22 protein-coding genes and 1 tRNA gene are annotated in these 26,441 nt (G+C 71.2%); 14 read left to right on the top strand and 9 right to left on the bottom strand.

Annotated elements, in window-relative coordinates:
• Positions 1-27: 27 nt before the first annotated feature.
• Positions 28-2,049, top strand: a complete 2,022-nt coding sequence (locus FHY02_RS11600) for a TonB-dependent siderophore receptor (RefSeq protein WP_221198611.1) — start codon at positions 28-30, stop codon at positions 2,047-2,049.
• Between the two features lie 66 nt (positions 2,050-2,115).
• Here FHY02_RS11600 and FHY02_RS11605 read toward each other — a convergent pair whose 3' ends face one another.
• Positions 2,116-2,277, bottom strand: coding sequence for a DUF1674 domain-containing protein (locus FHY02_RS11605; RefSeq protein WP_183922175.1), 162 nt, complete (start codon positions 2,275-2,277; stop codon positions 2,116-2,118).
• Between the two features lie 86 nt (positions 2,278-2,363).
• Here FHY02_RS11605 and FHY02_RS11610 point away from each other — a divergent pair, with 86 nt between their 5' ends.
• The 3 genes from FHY02_RS11610 to FHY02_RS11620 are packed head-to-tail and all read left to right on the top strand — an operon-like array spanning position 2,364 to position 6,160.
• Positions 2,364-3,686 (top strand): RsmB/NOP family class I SAM-dependent RNA methyltransferase, encoded by a 1,323-nt coding sequence (locus FHY02_RS11610; protein WP_183922177.1) that lies wholly within the window; start codon positions 2,364-2,366, stop codon positions 3,684-3,686.
• A 31-nt stretch (positions 3,687-3,717) separates the two neighbouring features.
• A complete protein-coding gene (gene rpe, locus FHY02_RS11615) occupies positions 3,718-4,380 on the top strand; it encodes a ribulose-phosphate 3-epimerase (protein ID WP_183922179.1) in 663 nt (220 codons plus the stop codon).
• A 4-nt stretch (positions 4,381-4,384) separates the two neighbouring features.
• Complete coding sequence (locus FHY02_RS11620; RefSeq protein WP_183922181.1) at positions 4,385-6,160, top strand: heparinase II/III family protein; 1,776 nt, start codon at positions 4,385-4,387, stop codon at positions 6,158-6,160.
• Positions 6,161-6,375: 215 nt separating this feature from the next.
• Here the strand turns inward: FHY02_RS11620 and FHY02_RS11625 are convergent, their stop codons facing one another.
• The 4 genes from FHY02_RS11625 to FHY02_RS11640 all read right to left on the bottom strand — a co-directional run bounded on the left by FHY02_RS11625 (position 6,376) and on the right by FHY02_RS11640 (position 11,889).
• Complete coding sequence (locus FHY02_RS11625; RefSeq protein WP_183922183.1) at positions 6,376-8,505, bottom strand: M3 family metallopeptidase; 2,130 nt, start codon at positions 8,503-8,505, stop codon at positions 6,376-6,378.
• Positions 8,506-8,831: 326 nt separating this feature from the next.
• Complete coding sequence (gene ppk2 / locus FHY02_RS11630) at positions 8,832-9,608, bottom strand: polyphosphate kinase 2 (RefSeq protein WP_183922185.1); 777 nt, start codon at positions 9,606-9,608, stop codon at positions 8,832-8,834.
• Between the two features lie 66 nt (positions 9,609-9,674).
• The gene (locus FHY02_RS11635) at positions 9,675-11,132 is read right to left on the bottom strand and encodes a DEAD/DEAH box helicase (RefSeq protein ID WP_183922187.1); all 1,458 of its coding nucleotides are present in this window, start codon (positions 11,130-11,132) and stop codon (positions 9,675-9,677) included.
• 283 nt (positions 11,133-11,415) lie between these two features.
• Positions 11,416-11,889 carry a hypothetical protein gene (locus FHY02_RS11640; RefSeq protein WP_183922189.1) on the bottom strand — a complete coding sequence of 158 codons (474 nt, stop codon included), beginning with the start codon at positions 11,887-11,889 and terminating at the stop codon, positions 11,416-11,418.
• Between the two features lie 109 nt (positions 11,890-11,998).
• Here FHY02_RS11640 and FHY02_RS11645 point away from each other — a divergent pair, with 109 nt between their 5' ends.
• The 3 genes from FHY02_RS11645 to FHY02_RS11655 all read left to right on the top strand — a co-directional run bounded on the left by FHY02_RS11645 (position 11,999) and on the right by FHY02_RS11655 (position 14,827).
• Positions 11,999-13,414: an FAD-binding oxidoreductase gene (locus FHY02_RS11645; protein ID WP_260172879.1), complete on the top strand. Its 1,416-nt coding sequence runs from the start codon at positions 11,999-12,001 to the stop codon at positions 13,412-13,414.
• 81 nt (positions 13,415-13,495) lie between these two features.
• Positions 13,496-14,263, top strand: a complete 768-nt coding sequence (locus FHY02_RS11650) for a SapC family protein (protein ID WP_183922193.1) — start codon at positions 13,496-13,498, stop codon at positions 14,261-14,263.
• A 21-nt stretch (positions 14,264-14,284) separates the two neighbouring features.
• Positions 14,285-14,827 carry a cytochrome b gene (locus tag FHY02_RS11655; protein WP_183922195.1) on the top strand — a complete coding sequence of 181 codons (543 nt, stop codon included), beginning with the start codon at positions 14,285-14,287 and terminating at the stop codon, positions 14,825-14,827.
• A 195-nt stretch (positions 14,828-15,022) separates the two neighbouring features.
• Here FHY02_RS11655 and FHY02_RS11660 read toward each other — a convergent pair whose 3' ends face one another.
• Positions 15,023-15,865, bottom strand: a complete 843-nt coding sequence (locus FHY02_RS11660) for an N-formylglutamate amidohydrolase (RefSeq protein WP_183922197.1) — start codon at positions 15,863-15,865, stop codon at positions 15,023-15,025.
• A 155-nt stretch (positions 15,866-16,020) separates the two neighbouring features.
• On the opposite strand from FHY02_RS11660, the gene cpdR reads away from it, so the two are divergent.
• Entirely contained in the window at positions 16,021-16,398 is a 378-nt protein-coding gene (gene cpdR, locus FHY02_RS11665) for a cell cycle two-component system response regulator CpdR (protein ID WP_183922199.1), read from the top strand.
• A gap of 58 nt (positions 16,399-16,456) precedes the next feature.
• Positions 16,457-16,531 (top strand) — tRNA-Val (locus FHY02_RS11670).
• A 152-nt stretch (positions 16,532-16,683) separates the two neighbouring features.
• Here the strand turns inward: FHY02_RS11670 and FHY02_RS11675 are convergent.
• Positions 16,684-16,938, bottom strand: coding sequence for a hypothetical protein (locus FHY02_RS11675; RefSeq protein WP_183922201.1), 255 nt, complete (start codon positions 16,936-16,938; stop codon positions 16,684-16,686).
• Positions 16,939-17,321: 383 nt separating this feature from the next.
• Entirely contained in the window at positions 17,322-20,423 is a 3,102-nt protein-coding gene (locus FHY02_RS11680; RefSeq protein WP_260172868.1) for a PAS domain S-box protein, read from the bottom strand.
• 164 nt (positions 20,424-20,587) lie between these two features.
• On the opposite strand from FHY02_RS11680, the gene FHY02_RS11685 reads away from it, so the two are divergent.
• From FHY02_RS11685 to FHY02_RS11700, 4 genes are all read left to right on the top strand, one after another.
• Positions 20,588-21,586, top strand: a complete 999-nt coding sequence (locus FHY02_RS11685) for an SDR family oxidoreductase (protein ID WP_183922203.1) — start codon at positions 20,588-20,590, stop codon at positions 21,584-21,586.
• Between the two features lie 91 nt (positions 21,587-21,677).
• A complete protein-coding gene (locus FHY02_RS11690) occupies positions 21,678-22,049 on the top strand; it encodes a response regulator (RefSeq protein ID WP_183922205.1) in 372 nt (123 codons plus the stop codon).
• Positions 22,050-22,151: 102 nt separating this feature from the next.
• Positions 22,152-23,672 carry a permease gene (locus FHY02_RS11695; protein ID WP_260172869.1) on the top strand — a complete coding sequence of 507 codons (1,521 nt, stop codon included), beginning with the start codon at positions 22,152-22,154 and terminating at the stop codon, positions 23,670-23,672.
• On the top strand, positions 23,669-24,685 hold the full coding sequence (locus FHY02_RS11700) for a serine hydrolase (RefSeq protein WP_183922207.1): 1,017 nt from the start codon (positions 23,669-23,671) through the stop codon (positions 24,683-24,685). Before FHY02_RS11695 ends, FHY02_RS11700 begins: the two co-directional genes overlap by 4 nt.
• Before the next feature lie 22 nt (positions 24,686-24,707).
• Here the strand turns inward: FHY02_RS11700 and FHY02_RS11705 are convergent, their stop codons facing one another.
• On the bottom strand, positions 24,708-25,292 hold the full coding sequence (locus tag FHY02_RS11705; protein ID WP_183922209.1) for an NADPH-dependent FMN reductase: 585 nt from the start codon (positions 25,290-25,292) through the stop codon (positions 24,708-24,710).
• A gap of 83 nt (positions 25,293-25,375) precedes the next feature.
• Here FHY02_RS11705 and alr point away from each other — a divergent pair, with 83 nt between their 5' ends.
• Positions 25,376-26,422, top strand: coding sequence for an alanine racemase (gene alr / locus FHY02_RS11710; RefSeq protein WP_183922211.1), 1,047 nt, complete (start codon positions 25,376-25,378; stop codon positions 26,420-26,422).
• Positions 26,423-26,441: the final 19 nt, after the last annotated feature.

The following is a 26,441-nucleotide window of genomic DNA, read 5'->3' on the forward strand; positions in this document are numbered from 1 at the left end:
ACCGCCCTAACCGTACCGCTGCTCATCATGAGCGGCACTGCGCTTGCCGGCGAACCGGGCGACGACGACGTGGTCGTCACCGGCAGGCGCGACGGCTACGGCGCGGTCGACACCGCCGCGGCCAAGACCGTCGCGCCGCTGCGTGACCTGCCACAGTCGATCGCCGTCGTCCCCGCCGCCGTGCTGCGCGACCAGCGTGCGTTGTCATTGCAGGACGCGCTCAAGAATGTGCCCGGCGTCGGCTTCTCCACTGGCGACGGCCAGCGCGACCAGGTCACGATCCGCGGCTTCAGCGCGATCGCCGACCAATATGTCAACGGCTTCCGCGACGACGCCCTCTACTTCCGCGACCTCTCCAACATCGAGCGAGTCGAGGTGATCAAGGGCCCCGCCGCGGTATTGTACGGGCGCGGCTCGTCGGGCGGACTGATCAACCGCGTGCTCAAGCACCCCGACGTGGACGTCACCTCCGCCACGCTCACCGGCGGCAGCTTCGGCCGCCGGCGCGCCGAGTGGGACCTGGGCCGCTACACCGCGGCGAGCGGGGTCGGCCTGCGCCTCACCGGTGCGTATGAGGACAGCGACAGCTACCGCGACCAGCAGTTCCTGCGCCGCGTCGCACTGGCGCCCTCGCTACTGGTGCAGGGCGGCTCGACCAGCCTCTACGCCGTTGCCGACTATGTCCGCGACCGCCGGCTGATGGACATGGGCATCCCCGCGCTGAACGGCCGGCCCGTCGACGTGCCGCCCCGCACCTATTACGGCGCCGCCAACGCCCGCGACGCCGACACCACGCAGAGCCGGGTGCTGTCGCAGACCGCGGTGCTCGAACATTGGATCGCCGACGGGCTGCGTTTCCGCGACGGCTTTCGCCACTATGACTATGCGCTCGAGCGCCACGGTACGCTGCCCGACGCGGTCGATCCCAAGACGCTCTCCGTGACGCTGCGCCACAATCGGATCGATCGGCGCGAGGAGGGCTGGTCCAACCAGGCCGAGCTGACCCAGACGCTCGCGCTCGCCGGCACGCAGCACCAGTTGCTCTACGGCTATGAAGCGGCGCGCCAGCTCAAGGACGCGAGCACCTACGCGCACCGCGTGGTCGCTCGCACCGCATTGTTCGACCCGGTGCTGCCAATGGTGGACAACGCCAGCTTCACCGCGCTGAGCGCGCGCACCAGCACCACGCTCGAGACCCAGGCGCTGTACCTTCAGGATCTCGCCGATCTCGGCCACGGGGTGAAGGCGCTGGTCGGCGCGCGGCACGATTGGTTCGCGCAGCGCACGCGTCAGCTGCTGCCCGGCCAACCCGATCTCGCGCGTCTCGACCGGACGTGGAGCCCGCGCGCGGGGCTGGTGCTCCAGCCCGACGCGGCGCAATCCTATTACGTCGCGTGGAGCCGCAGCTACCAGCCCTCTGCCGAGACCTTCGCGCTCGCCGCCAACAACGCCGAGCTCGCGCCCGCGCGAACCGTGAACCGTGAGGTCGGCGCCAAGTACACGCTCTTCGGCGGGCGGCTCGCGCTCGAGGCGGCAGGTTTCATACTGCGTCGCACCGGAATCAAGGGCGCCGACCCGGCGGAGCCGACCAAACTGATCCCGATCGGCACGCAACGCACGCGCGGGATCGAGCTCTCCGGACAGCTCGACCTCGCCGCGGGGCTCCACGCGATCGCCGGCTACTCCTACCTCGACGCGCGGGTCACCGCCTCAGCCAACCCCGCCTTCGCGGGCAAGCGCGCGACCATTACCCCACGCCACGCCGCCCATCTCTTCGTCACCGAGGACGTGGCCGACCGGTTCGGCATCGGCGGGGGGCTGAACTATGTCGGCGACCGCTGGGCCGACCCGGCCAACACGACGGTGCTGCCGCGCTACATCACCGCTGACGCGATGGCCTGGTGCCGCGTCGGCGCGGCGCGCGTCCAACTCAACGGCTACAATCTCGGCGACACGCACTACATCGTCGCCGGGCACGGCACCTCGCCGCTGCTCAACCTGCCCGGCGCGCCGCGAACCGTGCTGGTGACCTTGCGGGTCGACAGTTGAGGCGACACCGTGTCTGCCCCCTTCGCGCTGAGGAGAGGCTGAACACCACGGGCGAGGCGGCGTGCCTCAGAAGTCGATCGCGATCCCGTCACGCTCCCAGTCGCCGTAGCGCACCGGGTCGCGACCGAGCGGGTCCTGGGCGGGCCGGTCGAGCGGCTCCGGGGCGGGCACCGGCGGGTTGGGGCTGAGGTGCGCCGGCGGTTTCACGTGGTCGGGGCGCTGGCCCATGCGGACGTCCTTCCGATTGATCGCTCGCGTCGACAGGCACATATGCGCGGGAATGACATGCTTCAACCCGCGCGCGCCGCGCTGAGATGGCGCGCCCCTCCGCCCGACCGGCCAAGCCCGCCCGCCCCGCCCGCGGCCCCGACCCGCTCGGCACCGCCGCGCGCCGCGCCGCGCTACGCCTTCTCGACGCGGTGCTTCGCCGCGGCGAGCCGCTCGAGTCCGCGCTCGCGCTCGCCACGCGCGCGCTTCCCGGCGGCCCCGATCGCGGGCTCGCGCATGCCATCGCCGCCGAGACGCTGCGCCGCCTGCCCGACCTCGACTCGCTGATCGACTCGGCGACGCGCCAGCGCCTGCCCGACGACGCCAAGGCCCGCTTCGTATTGCGCGTCGCGCTGGTCCAGGCACTCGCGCTCGGCACGCCGCCGCACGCCGCCATCGCCACGGTGCTACCGCTGGTCGACGGCGGTCCCAAGCGACTGGTCCACGGCGTATTCGGCACACTGATGCGCGGCGGCGCCACGTTGCCTGAGGTGCCGACCTTGCTCCCCCCGGTCTCCGAGCGCTGGCGCGCGCACTGGGGCGAGGACATGGTCGCCGCCGCGGCGCGCGCGATCGCCGCGCCGCCGCCGCTCGACCTCACGCTGCGCGACTCCGGCACGACCGACGACTGGGTCGAGCGGCTCGGCGGCACCAGCCTCGCCCCCGGCCATGTTCGTCTGCCCGCCGGCGCCGGCGCGGTGAGCGAGCTGCCCGGCTATGCCGAGGGCGCCTGGTGGGTCCAGGACCTCGCCGCCTCGATCCCCGCGCGGCTGCTCGCCACCGGAGCGGCACCGGGAGCGCGCGCGCTCGACCTGTGCGCCGCGCCGGGCGGCAAGACGCTCCAGCTCGCCGCGGCGGGCTATGCCGTCACCGCGGTCGACGTGTCGGAGAGTCGCGCGGCGCGACTTCGCGACAACCGCGATCGTACCGGGCTCGGCTATGACATCGCGCTCGCCGACGTGCTCGACTGGTCGCCCGACGCGCCCGCGCAGGCGGTGCTGGTCGACGCGCCGTGCAGCGCCACCGGCATCTTCCGCCGCCACCCCGACGTGCTTTACCGTGCCGGCGAGGCCACGATCGCGGAGATGGCCGAGCTGCAGACGCGCATCCTCGACCGCGCCGCCGACTGGGTCGCGCCGGGCGGGACTCTCGTCTACGCCACCTGCTCGCTCGAGCCGGCGGAGGGAGAGGCGCAGCTGACCCGCTTCCTCGCCGCCCGCGACGACTTCGCGCTGGCAGCACCGACGGGAGCCGAGCTGCCGCAAGGCGTTGTCCCGACCAGCGAAGGCTGGATCCGGACCCTGCCGGGAACGGTCGAGGCGGTAGGCGGGTGCGACGGCTTCTTCGTCGCGCGGCTCACGCGGCTTTAACCCGACGCCGCATCGCGCTACCTCGGCGCGCATGACCAGACCCGTGCGCATCGCCCCGTCGATCCTCTCCGCCGACTTTGCGCGGCTGGGCGAGGAGGTGCGCGCGATCGACGCCGCCGGCGCCGACTGGATCCACATCGACGTGATGGACGGCCATTTCGTCCCGAACATCTCGATGGGCCCCGCGGTGGTGAAGGCGCTGCGCCCGCACACCGCCAAGCCGTTCGACGTCCATCTGATGATCTCCCCCGTCGACGCCTATCTCGACGCCTTCGCGGAGGCCGGCGCCGACACGATCACGGTTCATCCCGAGGCCGGGCCGCACGTCCACCGCACGATCCAGCACGTCAAGTCGCTGGGCAAGCGCGCCGGCGTCGTGCTCAACCCCGCCACGCCCGCCAAGATGCTCGATTATCTGATCGACATGGTCGACCTGGTGCTGGTGATGAGCGTCAACCCCGGCTTCGGCGGACAGCATTTCATCGACAGCCAGCTGCGCAAGATCACCGCGATCCGCAAGATGATCGACTCGACCGGCCGTGCGATCGACCTCGAAGTCGACGGCGGGATCGACCGGGACACCGCGCGCCGCGCGATCGACGCCGGCGCCGACGCGCTGGTCGCCGGTACCGCCACCTTCCGTGGCGGGCCCGAGTGCTACGCCGCCAACATCCGCGCGCTGCGGGGCGGCTGACACGATGGGCACGGACGGACACGGTCGCGGCCCCGGGGCGCGCGAGGGACTGACACATCACGACGAGATCGAGCCGGGCAAGCGGCTGGTGCGCGCCGCCCCCGCGACCGGCGCGCCGCTGGCGCAGCAGGTGGTGCGCTGGTTCGAGCGACTGACCTGGCGCACCCCGCTGCACGACCGTCGGCTTGACGGGCAACACCCGCCCAAGCTGCTCGCGGTGCCGGTCGATCCCTTCCCCGGCGACGAGCTGGCGGGCGAGGCGCTGCTCGAGGGCTGGCTGTTCGCCGCGGGCGAGCAGCGCGCCATCGCCGAGCTCGACCCGCTCGCCCCGATGCGGCCGGGCTTCACTGATTATCTTCACGGCTTCGCGTGGCTGCGCGACCTCGCCGCGACGGGTGAGCGCGAGCGCGCCGCTACCGTCGCCGAGACGCTGGCGCAGCGCTGGCTGATGGCGCACGGCGAGCGACCGACCGAGCCGGCATGGCGCCCCGACGTCGCCGCGCGGCGGCTGCTGATGCTGCTGTTCCACGCGCCGCTGCTGCTCTCATCGAGCAACCTCGTGGCGCGCTCGCGCGTGTTGACCGCGATGGCGCGGGGCGCGCGTCACCTCGACCGCACCGCCGACAAGGCGCCGGCGGGAGCGCCGCGCGTGCTGGCCTGGGGCGGCGTGGTCGCGGCGGGGCTGCTGCTGCCTGGCGGCGAGACGCGGCGCAGCGTCGGCGAGGTGGGCTTCACGCGCGCGCTCGCGGGCGCGCTGAGCGACGACGGTGGCGTGATCAGCCGCTCGCCGGCGCAGCTGCTCTCCGTCATGGAGGCGATCGGGCTGCTGCGCGCACTCTACGACTCGCGCCGCGAGCCGCTCCCCGAGGCGCTCGCGGCCGCGCTGACGCGCGCGACGCCGGCGCTGCTCGGCAGCGCAATGGGCGACGGCGGTCTGGCGAGCTGGCAGGGCGGGCTGCCGCTCGACGCCACGCGGATCAACGACGCCTTGCAGGCGAGCGGTGCGTTCGGGCGACCTTTGCGCCAGTCGCGCGACTGGGGCTATCAGCGGTTGAGCGCGGGCGGCGCGGTGCTGCTGGTCGACGCCGCCCCGCCGCCCGCCGCCCTGGTACCCGACGGCGGCTGCGCCGCGACGCTCGCACTGGAATTCTCCGACGGCGCCGAGCGGCTGATCGTCAGCTGCGGCGGCGCGGGCCACGCCCGCGCGCGCGGCAACGACGCGATGGCGCAGGCGCTGCGCACCACCGCGGCACACTCCACGCTGGTGATCGCCGACACCAACTCGACCGCGCTCAACGCCGACGGCACGCTCGGCCGCGGCGTCACCGCGGTGGAGCTGGCGCGGCAGGAGTCGGACGTGGGCAGCCGGATCGAGGCACGCCACGACGGTTATGCCCGTCGCTTCGGTTTCGTCCACCAGCGCACGCTGCTGCTCACCGCCGACGGCGGCGAGCTGCGCGGCGAGGATGCGGTGCTGCCCGCGCCGCAGCCGGCGCGCTGGGGCCGCCGCGTCGAAGGGGCGATGACACCGCTGGCACTGCGCTTCCATCTCGGCCCGGGGGTCGATGCGGTCGCCACCGCGGACGCGCAGGCGGCGATGCTGCGCACCCCGTCGGGCGCCTTCTGGCAGCTGCGCGCGCGCGCCGACCGGCTGACGGTGGAGGACAGCGTGTGGAGCGACCCGCACGGCCGGTTGGTGCCGACCAAGCAGATCGTGATCGACTCGCTCGCCCCCGCCGCCGGCGCGACGATCGCCTGGGTGCTGCGCCGGGCGCGATAGGCGGGAGCGGCGCCGCTCGGGTCGGCTGTCGACGGGGCGGTCGGACGGAGCCTGTCGAGACCGGGATCGCTGGGCGCGGTCCTCACGCCAGCCTGTCGCGGGACGTCAGCACGGCCGTCATGACGCCCCCTCCCCTGAAGGGGAGGGGCTAGCTTACGAATGCCTGTGGCTGCCGGCCGAGCACCCCCGCGTCACCGGCAGGGCCCCGCACCTCGTCATGGTGCGACGCGCGACCCGTCCGCGTTGAGCCCGAGGTTGTGGAGCAGCGGCGCCACTTCCGGGTCCTTGCCGTAGAAGGCGCGGAACATCGGCGCGTAGTCCTCGGTGTGCCCCTTGGACAGGATCATGTCGCGGAAGCGCTGGCCGTTGGCGCGGGTCATGCCGCCATTGCGCTCGAACCAGTCGTAGGCATTGGCGTCGAGCATCTTGGTCCACTGATAGGCGTAATAGCCGGCCGAATAGCCGTTGCCCCAGATGTGGAGAAAGTAGCTCGAGCGGTAGCGCGGCGGCACGTCGGCGGTGTCGAGCCCGGTCTCGGCCAGCGCCTTGGCCTCGAACGCGTCGGCGTCCTGCTGGCCGGCGCTAGCGGGGAGCGAGTGCCAGCTCATGTCCATCTCCGCCGCCGCCAGCGCCTCCCCGAAGGAATAGCCGGTGTTGAACGTCGCGGCGCGCTTGATCTTGCCGACGAGCTCGGCCGGGATCACCGCGCCGGTGCGATAGTTGACCGCATAGTGCGGCAGCACCTTGGGATCGAGCGCCCAATGTTCGTTGAACTGCGACGGGAACTCGACGAAGTCGCGCGCGGTGTTGGTGCCCGAGACCGACGGATAGGTCTGGTTCGCGAACAGTCCGTGCAGCGCGTGGCCGAACTCGTGGAACATCGTCGTCACGTCGTCGAAGGTGATCAGCGCGGGCTGACCCGCCGCCGGCTTGGTGAAATTGCCGACATTGTAGATCACCGGCTTGGTGCCGAGCAGCTTCGCCTGGTTGACGAAGTTCGACATCCAGGCGCCGCCGTTCTTGTTGTCGCGCTTCCAATAATCGAAGTACATCAACCCGATCGTGCGGCCGTCGCCCTCGAACACCTCATAGACCATCACGTCGGGCTGGTAGACCGGGATGTCAGTGCGGCGCTTGAAGGTGACGCCGTAGAGCTGGTTGGCGGCGTAGAACACGCCATCGGTCAGCACCTTGTTGATCTCGAAATAGGGCTTCAGCTCGTCCTGGTTGAGGTCGTACTTGGCCTTGCGCAGCTTCTCGGAATAGAGATCCCAATCCCACGGCTTGAGCGCGAAGCTGCCGCCCTCGGCCTTGATCTGCGCCTGGAGCTCGCCCGCCTCGCGCTTCTGCTCGGCCGCGACCGGCGCGCCGAGCTGGCGCATGAAGGCGAGCGCAGTCTTGGGCGTCTTCGCCATCTGATCCGACAGCACGTAGTCGCCCCAGGTGGCGAAGCCGAGCAGCTTGGCCTTCTGCGCGCGCAGCGCCGCGATCCGGCTGATCGTCGCACGCGTGTCGTTGGCATCGCCCTTGGTCGCGCGGGTCCAGCTCGCGTTGAACAGCGCCTCGCGCGTGGCGCGATCGGTGAGCGTCGCCAGCGCCGGCTGCTGCGTCGTGTTCTGCAGGGTCAGCACATATTTGCCCGCGAGGCCGCGCTCCTTGGCGGCATCCGCCGCGGCGGCGATCTCGGCGTCGGAGAGGCCGGCGAGCTTGGCCTTATCGTCAACCACCAGAGCGCCCGCCTTGGCGGCGGCGAGCAGCTTCTGCTGGAACGCGGTCTCCAGCGTGGAGAGCTGCGCATTGAGCGCGCTCAGCGCCTTCTTGTCGGCGTCGTTCAGCTGCGCGCCGGCATGGACCATGTTCTCATAGGTCAGCGTCAGCACCTGGCGCTGCTCGGCGTCGAGCTTCAGCGTGTCGCGCTGGTCGTACAGCGTCTTCACCCGCCAGAAGAGGCGCGGATCGAGGTTGATCGCGTCCTGGTGCGCGGCGAACTTGGGGGCGAGCACCTCCTGCGTCTTCTGGAGCGTGTCGTTGGTGTTGGCGCCGTTGACGCCCGAGAAGGCGAGCGCCGCGCGCTCGAGCAGCCGGCCCGATTTCTCCAACGCGGCGATCGTATTCTCGAAGGTCGGCATCGAGCGCACGTTGACGATCGCGGCGATCTCGCGGCGCTGCTCGGCCATCCCCGCCTCGAGCGCGGGGAGATAGTCCGAGTCCTTGATCTTGTCGAAGGGAGGCGCCTGATAGGGCAGGGTGCTCGGCTGGGCGAAGGGGTTGGTCGGGCTGAGCGTCTGCGCGACCGCAGAGGAAGACATCAGCGCCACGACGGTGGCGACGGCAAGGGAACGCATCGTTGCTCCTTGAGCTGGAGGATGCGCGCCTGATGCACCCGCGCGGGGACAGGGGCAAGCGTGCTGCCCTAATATGAGTTGGTAAGGGCGGCCGCGGACTCCGTTGATCCTCCGCTAGACGATGCTCCTTCGCCCGCCGTTGTCCTCGGAGCGCTCTTCACTTCCCGTCATCCCGGACTTGTTCCGGGATCCACTGGTCCGCGAAAGCAACGCTTCAAGGGTCTGCGGCACGGTGGATCCCGGACCAAGTCCGGGATGACGGGACGAGGATCGCAGCGGAAGCCTTTAAGGAAGGATTGCCGCAAGGTCGCTCCCTGGCGTCCGCCTCAGGCCGCCAGCCGGCCGTCCTTGAGCGCCGCCGCCTCGAAGGTGAACAGCACGTCGGGGTCCGGGAGCGGCACCTCGCGCGCGATCTCGGGCGGCGCGGCGCGGTGGAGCAGGTGCGCGAGGATCGCGCGGCGCGCCGCTTTCTTGTCGTCGGCGCGGACGCAGTGCCACGGCGCCAGCGGCGTGTGGGTGCGCGTCAGCATCACGTCCCGTGCCGCGGTGTAATCGTCCCACTTCGACTGGGCTACCGCGTCCATGTCGGAGACCTTGAGCGCCTTGAGGGGGTCCTCGCGCCGCGCCTCGAGCCGCTCGCGCTGCTCGTCCTTGCTGATGTCGAGCCACAGCTTGACCAGCTTGATCCCGCTCTCCACCAGCATGCGCTCGAAATCGGGCGCGTCGCGCAGGAACTCCGCCTGCTCGGCAGCGGTGGAGAAGCCCATCACCACTTCGACCCCGGCGCGATTGTACCACGAGCGGTTGAAGATCACGAACTCGCCCGCGGCGGGCAGATGCGCGACGTAGCGCTGAAAATACCATTGCGTGCGCTCGCGGTCAGACGGTTTGGGCAGCGCCACTACGCGCGTGGCACGGACCGAGCTATGCTCGACGATGCGCTTGATCGCGCCGTCCTTGCCCGCGCCGTCGCGCCCCTCCAGCACCAGTACGACGCGCTCGCCGCTGCGCGCTGCCGCCTGTTGGGTGTGCACGAGTGCTAGCTGCAGATCCTCCAGGCTAGCGTGCCCGTCACCATGCTTGTCGCCGTGATCCTTGCCCATCCGTCTCGCGCTCCGTCGCCTCACCTGCGGCTATAACGCATCGCGGGCGGGAGGATGCGCGCGCGCTCAGACCGTCAGCGTCACCCGCAGGAAGTCGGGCACGGGGCCGTTCCAGCCGCCGTCGTCGGGCGCCTCGTCGCGCTCGCGGCGGCGGTCGGCGTAGCGCTCCTGCCGCGGCGCGGCAGTACGCGGCTCGGCCGCGGGTCGCTCGGTGCGGGCCGGGCGCTCGTCGCGCGCCGGCCGCGCGGCGCGGCGCGGACGCGTGCTCGACTCCTCCGGGGCGGACTCGGTCGCGATCGGCTCGGGCGCCGCCTCGCTCCGCCCGCGGCGCTGGCTGCGCTCGCGTCCGCGGCGAGGACGCTCCTCTTCGGCCGCTTCCGGTCCCGCACTCGCATCGGCGCCTGGCAGCGCCTCGAGTCGCGCGATCTTCTGGCCGGTGAGCTTCTCGATATTCTCGATGTTCTCGATGTCGTCGGGCGCCGCCAGCGTGTAGGCGACGCCGGTCGCGCCGGCGCGCCCGGTACGGCCGATGCGGTGGACGTAATCGTCCGGATGCCACGGTGCGTCGAAGTTGAAGACGTGGCTGACGCCCTTGATGTCGAGCCCGCGCGCCGCGACATCGCTGGCGACGAGGATCGTCACCTCGCCCTTCTTGAACTTGTCGAGCTCGGCGAGGCGCGCCGGCTGGTCCATGTCGCCGTGGATCTCGCCGCTGGCGAAGCCATGCTGCTGCAGGCTCTTGTTGAGCTCGCGTACAGTGGTCTTTCGGTTGCAGAAGATGATCGCGTTGCGCACGTCGTCCTGCGCGAGCAGCTGGCGCAGCACGCGACGCTTCTCGAACGAGGTCCCTTTCACGGGCACCACCCACTGGGTGATGTTGACGTTGGTGCTGGCCGGGCGCGCCACCTCGATCGTCTTGGGATTGCTGAGGAAGCGATCGGCGAGCTTCTTGATCGGCGGCGGCATCGTCGCCGAGAACAGCAGCGTCTGGCGCGTCGCCGGCAGCTTGGTGCAGATCTCCTCGATATCGGGGATGAACCCCATATCGAGCATGCGATCGGCCTCGTCGATCACCAGCATCGAGCAGCCGGTGAGCAGGATCTTCCCGCGGCCGAACAGGTCCATCAGCCGTCCGGGCGTGGCGATCAGCACGTCGACGCCCTTCTCCAGCGCCTTGACCTGATCGCCCATCTGCACGCCGCCGATCAGCAGCGCCATCGAGAGCTTGTGATACTTGCCGTAGGTCGTGAAATTCTCCGCGACCTGCGCGGCGAGCTCGCGCGTCGGCTCGAGGATCAGGCTGCGCGGCATGCGCGCGCGGCTGCGGCCGTGCGCGAGGATGTCGATCATCGGCAGCACGAAGCTGGCGGTCTTGCCGGTGCCGGTCTGCGCGATGCCGATGATGTCGCGCATCATCAGCACGGGCGGGATCGCGCTCGCCTGGATCGGTGTCGGCTCGGTATAGCCGGTGTCGCCGACGGCGCGGAGAAGTTCGTCGGAGAGGCCGAGATCGGCGAAGCTCATGCAGATGTCCGGGCTGTGGGGCGCGGGCGGAACCGCAGGGATAGCCTGGCGCCGAGCGCTTCCCTATCCGCGGTGAGAAGTCAAGGAGAATGCGGGGCGACGGCGGTGCGGGAGGGGACCCGTCGCTGGCGCTTGCCCGTTTTCTCCCCTGCCGTCATCCTCAACTCGTTGCAGGATCCACGCTGCCGCGCACTCAAGTGCCTCGGCGCCTGCGGGGCGGTGGATCCTGAAACGAGTTCAGGATGACGCTGAAGAAAGATGAGCGCCCCCCGTAGGTCAGCCTCTACTTCCGCTTCTTCGGCACCAGGGTGCGGAACTTGCTGATCGGACACAAAGCGCCCGAGCGCGAGCGGATCGCGTCGCGGCCGGCGCAGATCTGGCCGTCGCTCGTCGGGCGCAGGTAGAAGCCGGCGTAGAAGTCGAGCGTCGGGCAGTCGTCATCGAGCTTGGCGCGGATGCGGCGCGCGCCCTCGATGACGAGGTCGACGTCACCCTTGGTGTCGATCGCCGCGCCGGTCAGCGCGGTGACGCGGAGGCACTCGGGGCCGCGCTTCTCCTGCCATTCGACCGGCGCGGGGGTGACGACGCGGGCGCCGCGCGGCGCGGGGGCGACGCGCGGGATGCGGATGATCAGCCGCTCGTGGATCGTCAGCTGCGCGTACTGGACCCCGCCCCAGCCCGGATCGGGCGCGCGCGCCGATACCGCCAGCGGGGCGGCCAGCAGCAGCGTCAGAACGGGCACGAAGCGCTGGAGCATGCGGCACGGCCCGTTGCGGAGAGTCGGTTGAATGCCGGCTGAATTGAACGCGGGCGCGTTGTCGGGCAAGAGGCGGAGCGTGACCGACGTGCAACACCGCCTCGCCGAAATGCTTGCCCAGCAGCTCGCGCCGGGCGCGATCGTCACCGATCCGGACGCGATCGCGCCCTGGCTGATCGACTGGCGGCGGCGCTGGCAGGGCCGTGCGGCGCTGCTGCTCCAGCCGCGCGATACCGCCGAGGTGCAGGCGATCGTCACCGCCGCGCGCAGTCTCGCGGTGCCGCTGGTGCCGCAGGGCGGCAATAGCTCGATGGTGGGCGGAGCAACCCCACCGGCGGACGGCAGCGCCGCGATCCTGTCGCTGCGCCGGATGAACCGGATCCGCCATCTCGACCCCGCCGCAGGGCTGGTGGTGGCGGAGTCGGGCGTGGTGCTCGCCGACCTCCACGCCGCCGCGCTGGCGCAGAGTCGCCGCTTCCCGCTCTCGCTCGGTGCCAAGGGCAACGCCACCGTCGGCGGGCTGGTATCGACCAACGCGGGCGGGACGCAGGTGCTGCGCTTCGGCACGATGCGCGGGCTGGTCGCCGGCATCGAGGCGGTGCTGCCCGACGGCACGCTGCACGAGGGGCTCGCCGCGCTGAAGAAGGATAATCGCGGCTATGACCTCGACCAGCTGCTGATCGGCGCCGAGGGAACGCTGGGCGCCGTCACCGCCGCGACGCTGCGGCTGGTGCCCGCGGTCGCGGCGCGCGCGGTCGCCTGGGCCGGCGTCGCCTCCCCCGACGCCGCGATGGCGCTGCTGCGCCGCTTCCAGCGCGCCACGCCCGCGCTGGAGAGCTTCGAACTGCTGCCCGACGAGTCGCTCGCCGCGGTGCTGGCCTATCTGCCGGACGCGCGCGCGCCGCTCGGCGGGCGCCAAGCCTGGCACGTGCTGCTCGAGGTCACCGCCGACGACCCGCGCGATGACCCCGCCGCGCTGGTCGAGGCGCAGCTCGCGGCCGCGCTCGAGGCGGGCGAGATCGCCGACGCGACGCTGGCGCAGAGCGAGGCGCAGGCCGAGGCGTTCTGGCGGCTGCGCGAGTCGATCTCCGACGCCGAGCGCGCCACCGGCCCCGCTGCCCAGCACGATATTTCGGTGCCGGTCGAGGCGATGCCGCGCTTCATGGTCGAGGCCGCCGCGGCGTGCGACGCGCGCTTCCCCGGCACACGCGCCTCGGGCTTCGGCCATCTCGGGGACGGCAACGTCCATTTCCATGTTCGTGCCGCGCCCGGCACCGATCCGGTGCGTTGGTATGCCGAGCAGGTGCCCGTCGTCTCGCGCTTCGTCCACGACCTGGTCGCCGCGGCGGGCGGCTCGATCTCGGCCGAGCACGGCATCGGGCAGATGAAGCGTGCCGAGCTCGAGCGGCTCGGCCCGCCGGCGCGGCTCCACGCGCTGCGCGCGATCAAGCGCGCGTTCGATCCGGGCCAGCTGTTCAATCCGGGCAAGCTCGTCGCGCTTGCGCCCGGCCGCGGCAGTGAATAACCCCGGCGACCATCCGCGCGGCGACCGGGGGCGACGCGCCGCGACCTGACTGCCAACCCTCACCGTCCTTTGGAGATTCGCATGGCCAGCGCGCCGCAACTGCCGCTCTTCTACAACGGCCTCGAGCCGCTCTCGAGCGAGACGCACGCCAACTATAAGGTGCAGCCCTCGACGGTCGCGCCCTTCCTCGCCAACCAGCACGCCATCCCGCTGACGGTAGAGGAATTTCCGCTGGTGCAGCGGCACATGCCGATCGTCTTTTCCTCGGGTGACGACGCCATCCCGCTGGCGCTGATGGGGCTCAACGAGGGCGTCAACGTCTTCCTCGACGACAGCGGCAAGCTGCTCGAGGAGACGATCTACGTCCCCGCCTATGTCCGCCGCTACCCCTACATGCTCGCGCGCCTAACCCCGGACGCGCAGGAGCTGTCGCTGTGCTTCGACCCGACCTCGCCGACGATCGGGGCGTTCGACCAGGGCGACGCGCTGTTCGAGAATGGCCAGCCCACGGAGCTGACGCGCAATATTCTGCAGTTCAACGAGAACTTCGAGCAGGCCGCGGCGCGCACGGCGCAGTTCATGAACGAGGTGCGCGAGCTCGGCCTGCTGATGGAGGGCGAGGTGTCGATCCAGCAGGACGGCGTCGAACAGCCGTTCGTGTATCGCGGCTTCCAGATGGTCGACGAGCAGAAGCTGGTCGACCTCCGCGGCGACCAGCTGCGCAAGATCTCGCAGTCGGGCCTGCTGCCGCTGCTCTACGCGCACCTGTTCTCGCTGTCGCTGATGCGCGATATCTTCGCGCGGCAGGTGCGACTGGGCAAGATGCCGCAGCCGCAGCTGACGATGTAACCACCAGCGGGAGAGACGGCGATGGCGACGCGGGCATATCGGGGCGAGCGCTACTCGCGCGTCGCCGTCGCCTTCCACTGGACCATCGCCGCCCTGGTGATCTTCAACATCGTGGTGGGGCTTGGACACGATCCGATCCCCGCGCTGCGCGCGCTGATGCCGGCGCACAAGGCGATCGGTCTCACCGTGCTCGCGCTCACTGCGCTGCGCGTCGCCTGGCGGCTGGCACACCGCCCGCCCCCGCTGCCCGCCGACACCCCGAGCTGGGAGCGGGGCGCGGCGCACGCGACGCACTGGACGCTCTACCTGCTGCTCGTCGCCCTGCCGCTGAGCGGCTGGGTGATGGTATCGGGGCCGCAGGGGCGTCGGCCGCTCAGCTGGTTCGGCGCATTCGACCTGCCCTACCTGCCCGCCACCTCTCCCGCGGCGGAGGGTGCCGCCAAGGCGCACGGGCTGCTCGGCTGGGTGATGCTAGCGCTGGTGCTGCTCCACGTCGCCGCGGCGCTTCGGCACCACCTCGTGCTGCGCGACCGCGTGCTGGCGCGCATGCTGCCGGGCGCGTGAGCCCGCGGCCGCATCGGCTCGGCTCATCGCAACGAGACGACATTTCGCGTCGAAGGGGTTGCAACCAAAAACCGTGTTCCTAAGTTAATGGCGTACGGCGCTCGTGTCCCCCCTTTCGCGAGCCCGTATGACACGCCTTTGGCGTGTCTCCTCCCTGAACCTTGGCCACCGCGTGCTCGCACGCGGTGGTTTTTTTTATTCGGCCGCGAGGGGCGTGCTGCCGGTCGCGGCGAGCGCCTCGTCCGCGAGCGAGTCGATCACGGTGCGGAGCAGCGCCACCATCGCTGGCGCCCCCCCGCCGAGCGACTCGAGACGGCGGTCGAGATAGAGCGAACGGTCGAGCTCGAGCTGGATCGCGTGCACGCCCTGGTGCGGCCGCGCGTGACGCTCGAGGATATGGCCGCCCGCATAGGGCGTGTTGAGCGTGTAGCCCAGCCGCGCCGCGCGGACCGCACCTTCCACCCGCGCCACGAAGCGCGCGCCGGCGGCGCGGCCGAAGCGGTCGCCGATCACCAGCCGCGTCCGCCCGCCGGCGATCGGCGGCATCGAGTGGACATCGAGCAGCACCGCGCAGCCGAAGCGCACGCGTGCCTGCGTCAGCACGTCCTCGAGCGCGGCGTGATAGGGCCGGTGCGCCGCCGCGATCCGCGCCTCCACCTCGCCCGCGCTGAGCTTGCAGCGCCACAGCTCGCCCGCCGCCGCGGTCCGCCGCGGCACCAGCCCGATGCCCGCGCGCACCTTGGCCGAGAGCGGCGCGCCGCCGCGCGCGCCGTCATCGAGCAGCGGGTCGCGCTCGTGCTCGGCGCGGTTGAGATCGATCCAGGCGCGCGGCGTGTCCTGTACCAGCAGCGTCTCGTCGCGGCGCGCGGCGAGCGCGAGCGCGTCGACCAACCGGTCCTCCAGCGTGGCGAGGCAGGACAGCGGCGCGCGCAGCGAGTCGCGCAGCGCGACCGGATAGTCGCGCCCGGCGTGCGGCACCGACACCACCACCGGCGAGGCGGGCGGCGTGTCGCCGATCAGTCGGAAGCTGCGCGTCATCTGCGCGCGACCCTATGGAACCCGCCGCGGCACCGCAACGCATCGTCGCTCGTTATGGCTTAATGGGACGGCAAGGCCGTTCGTTCACCATGTCCGCTGGTGGAAAAATCAATGCGGATCGGGCATAAGGGTCGGCTCGGGAGCATGGACACGTGATGATCAGGATTCTTCTGGCCGAGGATGATTCGGTGATGCGCGAGTATCTCACGCGCGCGCTGGAGCGATCCGGCTATGCCGTCACCGCGGTCGACCGCGGCACCGCGGCGCTGCCGCTGATCACCGAGGAGCGGTTCGACCTGCTGCTCACCGACATCGTCATGCCCGAGATGGACGGGATCGAGCTCGCCCAGAAGGCGCAGGAGCTCGCGCCCGGCATGCGCGTGATGTTCATCACCGGCTTTGCCGCGGTGACGCTGAAGGCGGGCAACACGATGCCGCAGGCGCGTGTGCTCTCCAAGCCGTTCCACCTTCGCGACCTCGTCCTCGAGGTCGAGCGGCTGTTCGACGTCGACGCCGCCAACGAGCTGATCTGAGGCGCGCGCGAAAAGGCGCTTGCGCCCGCCGCCGAGGCCGGTTAGAGGCGCCACCCTCGGGCGTGTAGCTCAGTGGTAGAGCACTGTGTTGACATCGCAGGGGTCGCAAGTTCAATCCTTGCCACGCCCACCACGTAGTCGGCTCTATCCGGTCGGCCCAGCTCTCCAGCTGGGCGACCGGATAGAGCGACTTCGCCGCTTCGCTGGCGCCATTATCCTTGACCATCGTCGGCGCTGCGGGCTCTTACCGCGTCGCTTGCCTGGGCGCACGACGCGATCGATGCGTCACTCGGACGAGAGCACGCAGAGGGCCAGCAGGGGCAGGCCGAAGAAGAGGATCATCAGCAGCAGGTCGACGTCGACGAACCGTGCCAGCGCGCCTCTCCACCCAGCGCTGCGCTCCTCCGCCTCATTACGCCCACCGCGTGCATCAGCGGAGCGACCGGCTCGCGGGCCAACTGCAGCATCCAAGTCGCCGGAACGATGAGGGGAAGACGCGACCGCGAGGTCGCGCTGTCTGAGACCGTTTTCCATGTCCATGCTCTCGCAATCTCGAGGCCGAGAACGTGTCGGTCACGTTCCGGCGGATCGGTCGGAAGGTCCCGAACTCGAGCGAGCAAGCCGTCGAGCCCGGGCTAACCGCGTGCGGCGAGTTGACCCGCGTGGCTGCGAAAGCGCTGAAAGAGAACAGCGAACGGCATATATCTAAGATGCACCCGCCATCGCGCGAGTCAATGGCCGGACCTAACATCGATCACCGTTCCGGATGTGATGCCGACCTCGGGGCATCTTTCTCGGTCGTCATCTGAGCCGTGCTCATCTGACCACAGGGTCACCCACGCCGAGCGAGTGTCCTTCCCGCCCGCGTCCTCGCGAAGCGGGCGGCCGCGGCGATGGCTCGACGCGGCGCCGCTGGCGCCGGACTAGACCTCGCTCTCGCGCGCCAGTGCGCGCGGCGCCCCAGTCGCCCCGATCGCGCGCAGAAGGTCGGCCGCGCCATAAGGCTTCGGCAGCAGCCGCACCCCCGCCGCCGCGGCGTCGACCGAGCCGGTGTCACCGCTCGCCACTACGACGCGGATACCCGGGCGTAGCTCGACGGCGCGCTCGGCCAGTGCCAGCCCCGAGGTGCCCGGCAGGTGGATGTCGGTGATCAGCACGTCGATCGGCGCGGTCTGAAGTGCCGCCATGGCCTCCTCCGCGCTGGCAGCCTCGACCACCACCTGACCCGCTTCCTGCAACACCTCGGCGGTGGCGGAGCGGATCAGGGCGTCGTCCTCGACCAGCAGGATCGTCGCGCGCGGCGGGGTCGCGGCCGGCGCTTGGCTCGTGACCGGAATGGCGCGCGGCCGCAGCGCCGCGCGCTGGCGCTGGTTGGCGAGCACGTGCCGGATCTTCCGTGCCAACGCCTCGCGCGTGTAGGGTTTGGAGAGCAACTCCACGCCCGCGTCGAGCCGCCCGCCGTGAACGATCGAGTTCTCGGTATAGCCTGAGGTGAACAGCACCGCGATCTCGGGCAACCGCTCGCGTGCCTTGCGCGCCAGCTCGGGGCTCTTGAGCGTGCCGGGCATCACCACGTCGGTGAAGAGCAGGTCGATGGCGATGCCGCTCTCCACCACGCTGAGCGCGCTCTGCGCGTCGACCGCCTTGAGCACGCGGTAGCCGAGATCGGCGAGCAGCTCGACCACGGTGGCGCGCACCTCGTCGTCGTCCTCGACCACCAGCACGGTCTCGCTGCCGCCGGTGATCGGCCCGGTATCGACCGCCACCTCGACATCCTCGCTCTCCAGCGCGCGCGGCAGGTACAGCCGGATCGTCGTGCCGTGACCGGGCTCGGAGTAGAGGTTGACGTGCCCGCCCGACTGTTTGACGAAGCCGTACACCATCGAGAGGCCCAGCCCCGAGCCCTTGCCCTCGGCCTTGGTCGAGAAGAACGGCTCGAACACCTTCTCCATGATCTCCGGCGTCATGCCGCTGCCGGTGTCGCTCACCGCCAGCATGACATATTGGCCGGGCGTCACCTCGTCGTGGCGGCGCGCATAGGCGTCGTCGAGGTGCGCGTTGGCCAGCTCGATTGTGAGTTTGCCCTGCCCTTCCATCGCGTCGCGCGCGTTGATCGCGAGGTTGAGCAGCGCGTTCTCGATCTGGCCGGGATCGATGAAGGTGTTCCACAGCCCGCCGCCGAACACCGTTTCCACCTCGATCCCCTCGCCGATCGCGCGGCGCAGCATGTCGTCCATGCCGCGCACGAAGCGGGTGACGTTGACCGTCTTGGGCTCGAGCGCCTGGCGGCGTCCGAAGGCGAGCAGTTGCGCTGCCAGCCGCGACCCCCGCGACACGCCCGCCAGCGCGTTGGCGACGCGCGTCTCGGCGCGCTCGTTGCCCGCGATGTCCTTCTGCAAGAGTTGTAGGTTGCCCGAGACGACCTGAAGCAGGTTGTTGAAATCGTGTGCTACGCCCCCGGTGAGCTTGCCCACCGTCTCCATCTTCTGCGCCTGCGCCAGCTTCGCCTCGGCGGCCCGGCGCGTCGCGATCTCGTCGATCACGCGAGTCTCCAGCGTCTCATTGAGCTGGCGCAACTGCTCCTCGGCGCGCTCGCGGTGGCGCACCTGGCGCTCGAGCTGCTCGGCATGGTCGCGCAGCGCCGCCTCGGCGGCGCGCTGGTGCGTGATGTCGGTGTGGACGCCGACCCACTCGGCGATCGCGCCCTTGTCATCGAGCCGCGGCACCGCGCGGATCGCGAAGGTGCGCCAGACGCCGCAGTGGCGCCGGACGCGATGCTCGAACACGAAGGTCGACTTGGCCGCGACCGCCTGCTCCCAGGCGGCGAGCGTCGGCGCGACGTCCTCGGGATGGACCGCGGCGGACCAGCCGTGGCCCTGATAGTCCTCGAGTCGCTGGCCGGTCAGCAGCGCCCAGCCGGGCTGCTCGCCGATCATTCGACCGTGTGCGTCATTGGTCCACAGCACGCCGTGCATCGCCTCCATCGCGGCGCGGAAGCGCGCGTTGCTGGCGTCGAGCGCCTCTTCGCGGCGGACGCGATCCTCGATGTCGAAGACGATCACCTGGAAGCCGGTGATGCTCCCGTCCGCGGCGCGGCGTGGCAGGTAGCGCACGTCCGCGCGACGCAGGCTGCCGTCGCCGTGGCGGATCGCCGAGTCGGACTCGATCGTCTCGCCCGCGAGCGCGCGATCCATCAGCGGTCGGCGCTGCGCGTAATTCTCCGCGCCGATCACGTCGCACGCGTGGCGGCCGACGACCTGCTCGGGGCTCAGCCCGAACCAGTCGAGGTAATAGCGATTGGCGAAACGGAAGACGTGGTCGCGGTCGATGAAGGAGACGAGCAGCGGCAGCGCGTCGGTGACGGTGCGCAGCTCCGCCTCGCTGTCGGCGAGCTGGCGCTCCAGCTCGATCCGCCCGGTATTGTCGATCACGGTGCACAGCACGCCGCCGACGCTGCCGTCGGCCTCGTAGACCGGCGTGTAGAACAGGTCGAAGATCAGCTCGACGGGCACGCCGTCGCGCAGCAGCGTCAGCGGCTGGTCGCGATACGAGACGATCTCGCCCTTCAAGCCGCGCTCGAGGATGGCGCGGTTCCAGTCCCAGATCTCGGGAAAGACGCTCGCCGCGGTCTGGCCGAGCGCGGCGGGATGATGGGCGCCCGCGACCGCGCGATAGGCGTCATTGTAGAGCATCACGCCCTCGCGACCCCACATCAGCACCTTAGGGACGGGCGAGTTGACCACGTTGGCCACGGTGGTGCGCAGCTGCGGCGTCCAGTCCGCGAGCGGACCGAGCGCGCTGCGCCCCCAATCGCGTGCGCGGATCAGCCCGCCGGTCTCCCCCCCGCCGACCGGCCAGGAGGGCGCCGCGCCGGGCGTGCCGCGGTCGCGCAGCAGCTTGAGCGCGGTGCGGACCACCTCGCTGGCGTTGCCGTATTCCCCCGAGGCGAGCGCGTCGGTGATGACCGACTCGAGTTCGGGGGTGAGCGACACGTCGCAGGAGGGGCGTTGAGTCATGCCCGGCATGTCTGGCCTCCGTCGCCGCTGTGTCAATCGATGTCAGGGAAGGATGTGTCTGATCTACATTGCCTTTCGGCTTGGTTAACGACGCTGCGCGCCGGCGACGGTCCGCGATGAACCCATCGCTGCTCGCGTTGGTTACCTGTCGCGCAATCACGAGAGGATGACCGATGCCGCCGCAGCTCAAGCCGATCGACCAGCAGGTGGTCCTGATCACCGGCGCCAGCTCGGGCATCGGGCTGGTCACGGCACGGACGGCGGCGAAGCGCGGCGCCAAAGTGGTATTGGTCGCGCGTGACAGCGACGCGCTGGCGACGATCGCGCGCGAGATCGAGGAGGCGGGCGGGCAGGCCGAGTTCGCCACCGCCGACGTCGGCGACCTGCGCGACGTCCAGCGCGCCGCCACCAAGGCGGTCGAGCGCTTCGGCCGCATCGACACCTGGGTCAACGCTGCGGGCGTCGCGATCTATGCCAAGCTGGTCGACACCCCGATGGACGAGCACGAGCGGCTGATGCGCACCAATTATCTCGGGGCGGTGCACGGCTGCCTCACCGCGGTGGAGCAGCTCCAGCGCGAGGGCGGCGCGTTGATCACCGTCGGCTCGATCGTGTCGGACATCCCCACCGCGGGCATGGGTGCCTATGCCGCGAGCAAACACGCTGTGAAGGGCTATGTCGACTCGCTCCGCATCGAGATCGAGGGTGATCGCCTGCCGATCTCGGTGACGCTGGTGAAGCCCTCCGGAATCGACACGCCCATCGCCGAGCACGCCGCCAATCATCTCGACGGCGCCGCGCTGCTGCCCCCGCCTGTCTACGCCCCCGAACTGGTGGCCGAGGCGATCCTCGAAGCGGCGCAGCATCCCAAGCGTGACATCACCGTCGGCGGCACCGGCCGCCTCCAGGTGCTGGTGGCAGAGCATTTCCCGCCGCTGCTCGACAAGCTCGGCCACAAGCTGCTGCCGATGATTCAGGACCGCACGCGCGCGCCGACGCGGCGCGACAATCTCGCGGCGCCGTTCGTCGGCGGACGCGAGCGCTCGCACGACCAGCACGGCCGCTCGATCAGCCTGTACGACGCCGCCGGCCGCCACAAGTTGGCCGCCGCGACCGCGGTCGGCGCTGGGCTGGGCCTGGCGGTGCTGGCGCGGCTGCGCGGGCGAAGCTGAGTGCCAGCTTCTACCTAGGTTAGGCGGTTGCCGCGGAACGCCCCGGATGTCGGAAGGGTTAGTCCGATAGATCAACAGGGTAGATCAGCTAATGGGTCAGGCATGCGGCACCACCGTCCTCCTCGTCGAGGATGAGCTGTTCGTCCGCATGATCGGCGCTGACGCGCTGTCCGAGGCAGGCTATCGCGTGATCGAGGCGAGCGATGCCGACGAGGCGCTGGCGCGGCTCGAGCGCAGTGACGATGTCCAGGTGCTGTTCACCGATATTCGCATGCCCGGGTCGATGGACGGGCTCCAGCTCGCCGGTGAGGTGCACCGTCGCTGGCCGGCGATCCGCATCCTGCTGACCTCGGGCGACACCCGCCCGACTGGCGCCGCGATTCCCGACGACGGCCGCTTCCTCGCCAAACCATACCGTTTCGAGGCGCTGTCGCGCGAGCTGGACCAACTGCTGGCGCACTGATCGTCCGCCCGGCGCCGCGTTCCGCCGCTTGCTTGTCGCGGGCGGCTTGACGCACGCATCGGGGCGGCGGAGGCTCCTCCGCTCGTCTCCAGCGGAGCATCGATGACCGACGCCGCGGTCGCGCTCGACCTTCCCCAGCCCGCCGCCTCGACGCCGGCGACCGTGCCGCATGGCATGCCGCTGTACGCGCTGCTCGGCTTCGCCGCGGGGCTGCCCTTCTACCTCTTCTCCACCGTGCTCGCGCTCCGGCTGCAGGCGCACGGCGTCGCGCTCGGGGTGATCGGCTTCTTCGCCTGGGTGCAGCTGCTGCCGACCTTCAAGTTCGTCTGGGCCCCGCTGCTCGACCGTTACGACGTGCCCGGCTTCGCGCACTTCTGGGGCAAGCGGCGCGGCTGGATCATGCTGGCGCAGCTCGGCATCACCGCCTCCATCGCGGCGATGGCGTTCACCGCCGCCGACACCAGCCTGCCGCTCACCGCCTTGTTCGCGGTGCTGCTCGCCTTCTGGACGACGACGCTGGAGATCGCCGCCGATGCCTGGCGCATCGAGCTCTACCCGACGCAGGACCAGCAGGGGCCGATCGTCGCCGCCAACCTGCGGGGCTATCGCGGCGCGATGGTGGCCGCCGGGTCGGGCGCGCTGCTGATCGCCGACACCGCCGGCTGGACCGCCGCCTATCTCGCGATCGCCGCCGCGGCGTTCCTGCCCTTCCCGCTGCTCGTCGCCGGGGAGGCGCAGCCGGGGCACGACGCGCGCGGCGGCCGCTGGGCCGCGCTGGCGGCGGGGCTCGCCGCGGCGGCGGTGATCCTCGGCGCGGTCGCGATCGCCACCGCCGCGCTGGGCCGGGTCGCGCTGGCGCTCGCCGCCAGCGCGGGGCTGGGCGGCGCGAGCAACGTCACCCCCTATGTGCTCGCGCTCTGCCTGCTGCCGTTCGTCGCGATGGCGGCGGCGCTGCCGCGGATCCGCCGCGCGACTCCAGAGTCACGGCTGCGCCGCTCCGCCGCGCTCGGCCCCTACGTCGATTTCTTCTGGCGCTATGGCGGCGCTGCGATCGGGCTGATGGCGTTCGTCTCGATCTATCGCATGGGAGACGTGCTCGCGCTCAATCTCGCCAAGCCGATGATAAAGGGGCTGGGCTACAGCCTGAGCCAGATCGGCCGCGCCGACAGCCTGGTCGCGCTCGCCGCCAGCGTCGCCGGCGTCGGTGCCGGGGGCTGGCTGGTGACGCGCGCGCCGATGCCGCTGGCGCTCGCCCTGGGGGCGGGGGTGGCGGCGATCGGCAATCTCGGCTTCGTCTGGCTCGCGCACCAGCCGGTCGGCGAGCCGGTGCTGTACCTCTCCACCGCGGCGGACCAGTTCGGGAACGGCATGGCGGGGGCGGTGTTCGTCGTCTATCTCTCGCTGCTGGTGCACCCGCGCTTCCCGGGCGCGCAATATGCCTTTCTCACCGGCTTCGCTTTCCTGCTGCCGCGGCTCCTCGCGGGTGCGGGCGGCACGATGGTGGGCGCGATCGGCTATGACGGCTTCTTCCTGCTCTCGGGCGCGCTGAGCCTGGCGGCGCTGCCCTTCCTACCGTGGCTGGCGCGACTGCGCCCGCGCGCCGACGATAGCGACGCGGCGTGATCGAGCGCGCAGTCGAGGCCGGCTTCGCTCCCGCCGCGGCGGCGGTCGAGTCGGGCAGGATCCCCGGCGCCGCGCTCGGCGCGGTGACTCGCGAGGGCGCGCGCGCAGTGCGCTGGAGGGGGTGGGCGCGCCGCGTGCCCGCTCCCGAGCCGCTGACGCGCGCGCATTGGTTCGACCTCGCCTCGGTCAGCAAGGTGCTCGCCACCACCCGCCATGTGCTGCGTCTCGCCGACGCCGGACGGATCGACCTCGACCGCCCGCTCACCGACGCGATCCCCGACCTGCGCCAATATGACGTCGCCGGCGCGGCGGAGCGGCGGATCACCTTCCGCGACTGTCTCGCGCACCGCACCTTCCTGCCCGCGGTCGAGCCGATCTACACCTATGGCGACGATCCGGCGCGGCTGCGCGCCTTCGTGCTCCAGCGCGAGTGGCGCCACGGGCCGCCGGTCTATTCCGACATCAACTTCATCCTGCTCGGCATCGCGCTCGAGCGGCTGACCGGGGCGGGGCTGGACCAGCTGCCGCTGGGGAGCGACGGGCTCGCCTGGTCGCCGCCGCCCGGTCCGGCGGTCGCGACCGAGTCCTGCATGTGGCGGGGGCGCGTGCTGCAGGGCGAGGTGCATGACGAGAACTGCTTCGCCATGGGCGGCCGCACCGGCCACGCCGGTCTGTTCGGCACGATCGACGGCGTGCTCGACGCGGCGCAGGCGCTGCTCGACGGCAGTCAGGACTCGCCCAGGGCGCTCGACGCGATGCGCACCCCGGTCGCGGGCGTGCGCACCCACGGCTGGGAGAGACGGCACGACGGCTGGTCGGGGGGTCAGGCCTGCTCGGCTGGGACGATCGGCCACACCGGCTTCACCGGCACCGGTTTGTGGATCGACCCCGCGCGCGGGCTCGCCTGGACGCTGCTGACCAACCGCGTCCACCCGACGCGGCATCACGACAGCGGCATCTTTACGCTGCGCCCCGCGGTGGGCGAGGCGCTGGTGGCGGCCTGGGACGCGTGAGGCGCGACCGCCGCGCGCGAGCTTAGTACGGCGGCCCGACCCGCCCGCGCTGCGCCTTGGCCGCCTCCGCCCACCAGGCGAGATCGTCGGCGAAGCGGCCGAACTGGCGCTCCAGCGACTCGCCCGCGCCGCCGGTCGGGCGCGCCTCCGCGTCGAGCGTCTGTGCGATCGGGCCGACCACCAGCGTGCTGGAGATCACCGGCATCCCCATCTCGGGCAGGATCGCGTGCCACGCGCTGTTGCTGCGCGCGCCGCCGAGCCGTCCGGCCGAGTAGCTCGCCACCGCGGCGGGGCGCCAGAACCACTCCTCGAGATAATGGTCGGTGAGGTTCTTCAGCCCCGGCTGCGGACCCCAGTTGTACTCGCCTGTCACGAACACGAAGGCGTCGGCGTCGCGGATCTGGCCGGCCAGCCGCTCCATCGCCGCAGGCGCCTCGCCAGCGGGATATTCCTTGTACATCCGGTCGAGCAGCGGCAGCCCCACGTCCTTGGCGTCGACCAAGGTCGGCGCGTCACCGCGCGCGGCGAACCGATCGACGAGGTAGCGCGCCAGCCGGATGCCGGTGCGATCGGCGCGATACGAGCCGTAGAGGATCAGGACGTTCATCGCACCGTCCTGCCGGCCGCGTCGAGTCGGGTAAAGCCCCGCGCGGTGGCGCCGCGCGCGCGGGCGCGCTAGGCGCAGGCGCGATGACCGACCCCCCGCACCGCCTCGACTGCTCCGCCGCCGCGCTCACCGCCAACTGGCGCGCGCTCGCGCGGCTGAGCGGCGCGGCGGCGTGCGGCGCCGCGGTGAAGGCCGACGGCTACGGCCTCGGCGCGGTCGCGGTGGCGACGCGGCTCGCCGACGCGGGCTGCCGCGACTTCTACGTCGCGACCTGGGCCGAGGCGGCCGCGCTCGCCCCCGCGCTCGCCGGCGGTCCGGCGCGGATCGCGGTGCTCCACGGCGCGCGCGCGGCCGATCTCGCCCTCGCCGACCTGCCCGGCGTCCGCCCGGTCCTCTCCACCGCAGCGCAGGTACGGCGCTGGCGCGAGGCGGGCGCCGGGCGCGCGTGCGACGTGATGGTCGACACGGGCATGAACCGCCTCGGCTTGGCGCCGGAGGAGGTCGCCGACGGGCTGCTCGACGGGCTCGCGCTCGACACGCTGCTGAGCCATCTCGCCTGCGCCGACGAGCCCGGCCACCCGCTCAACGCGGTGCAGCGCGCGCGCTTCGCCGCGCTGACCGGTCGCACCGCGGCGAAGCGGTTGAGCCTGGCGAATTCGGCGGGCATCGCGCTCGGCGTCGACTATCACTTCGACCTCACCCGCCCCGGCCTCGCGCTCTACGGCGGGGTGCCGGTGGCCGCGCTCGGCGATGCCCTGCGCCCGGTCGCGACGGTCGCGGCGGAGGTGTTGCAGCGCCGCCTGGTGCGCGCGGGCGAGACGGTGGGCTATAACGCCACGTGGCGCGCGCGCGCCGACACCGCGGTGGTGATCGCCAACCTCGGCTATGCCGACGGCTATTATCGCGCCTTCTCCGATCGCGGCCGCGCCTATGCCGGGGACGCTCCGCTGCCGGTGATCGGGCGGGTCTCGATGGACCTGGTCGCACTCGACGCGACCGGGGTGGACGTCGACGAGGGCGACTGGCTGCGCTTCGACGCCGACCTGCCGGCGATGGCGGCGGCGAGCGGAACGAGCCAGTATGAGCTGCTCACCGGCCTGGGGCGGCGGCTGGAGCGACGCTGGACCTGAGGCGGGCGACCGAGCGGCC

Source organism: Sphingomonas sp. BK069 (assembly GCF_014193405.1).
In the GTDB taxonomy this organism is placed as follows: Bacteria; Pseudomonadota; Alphaproteobacteria; order Sphingomonadales; family Sphingomonadaceae; genus Sphingomonas.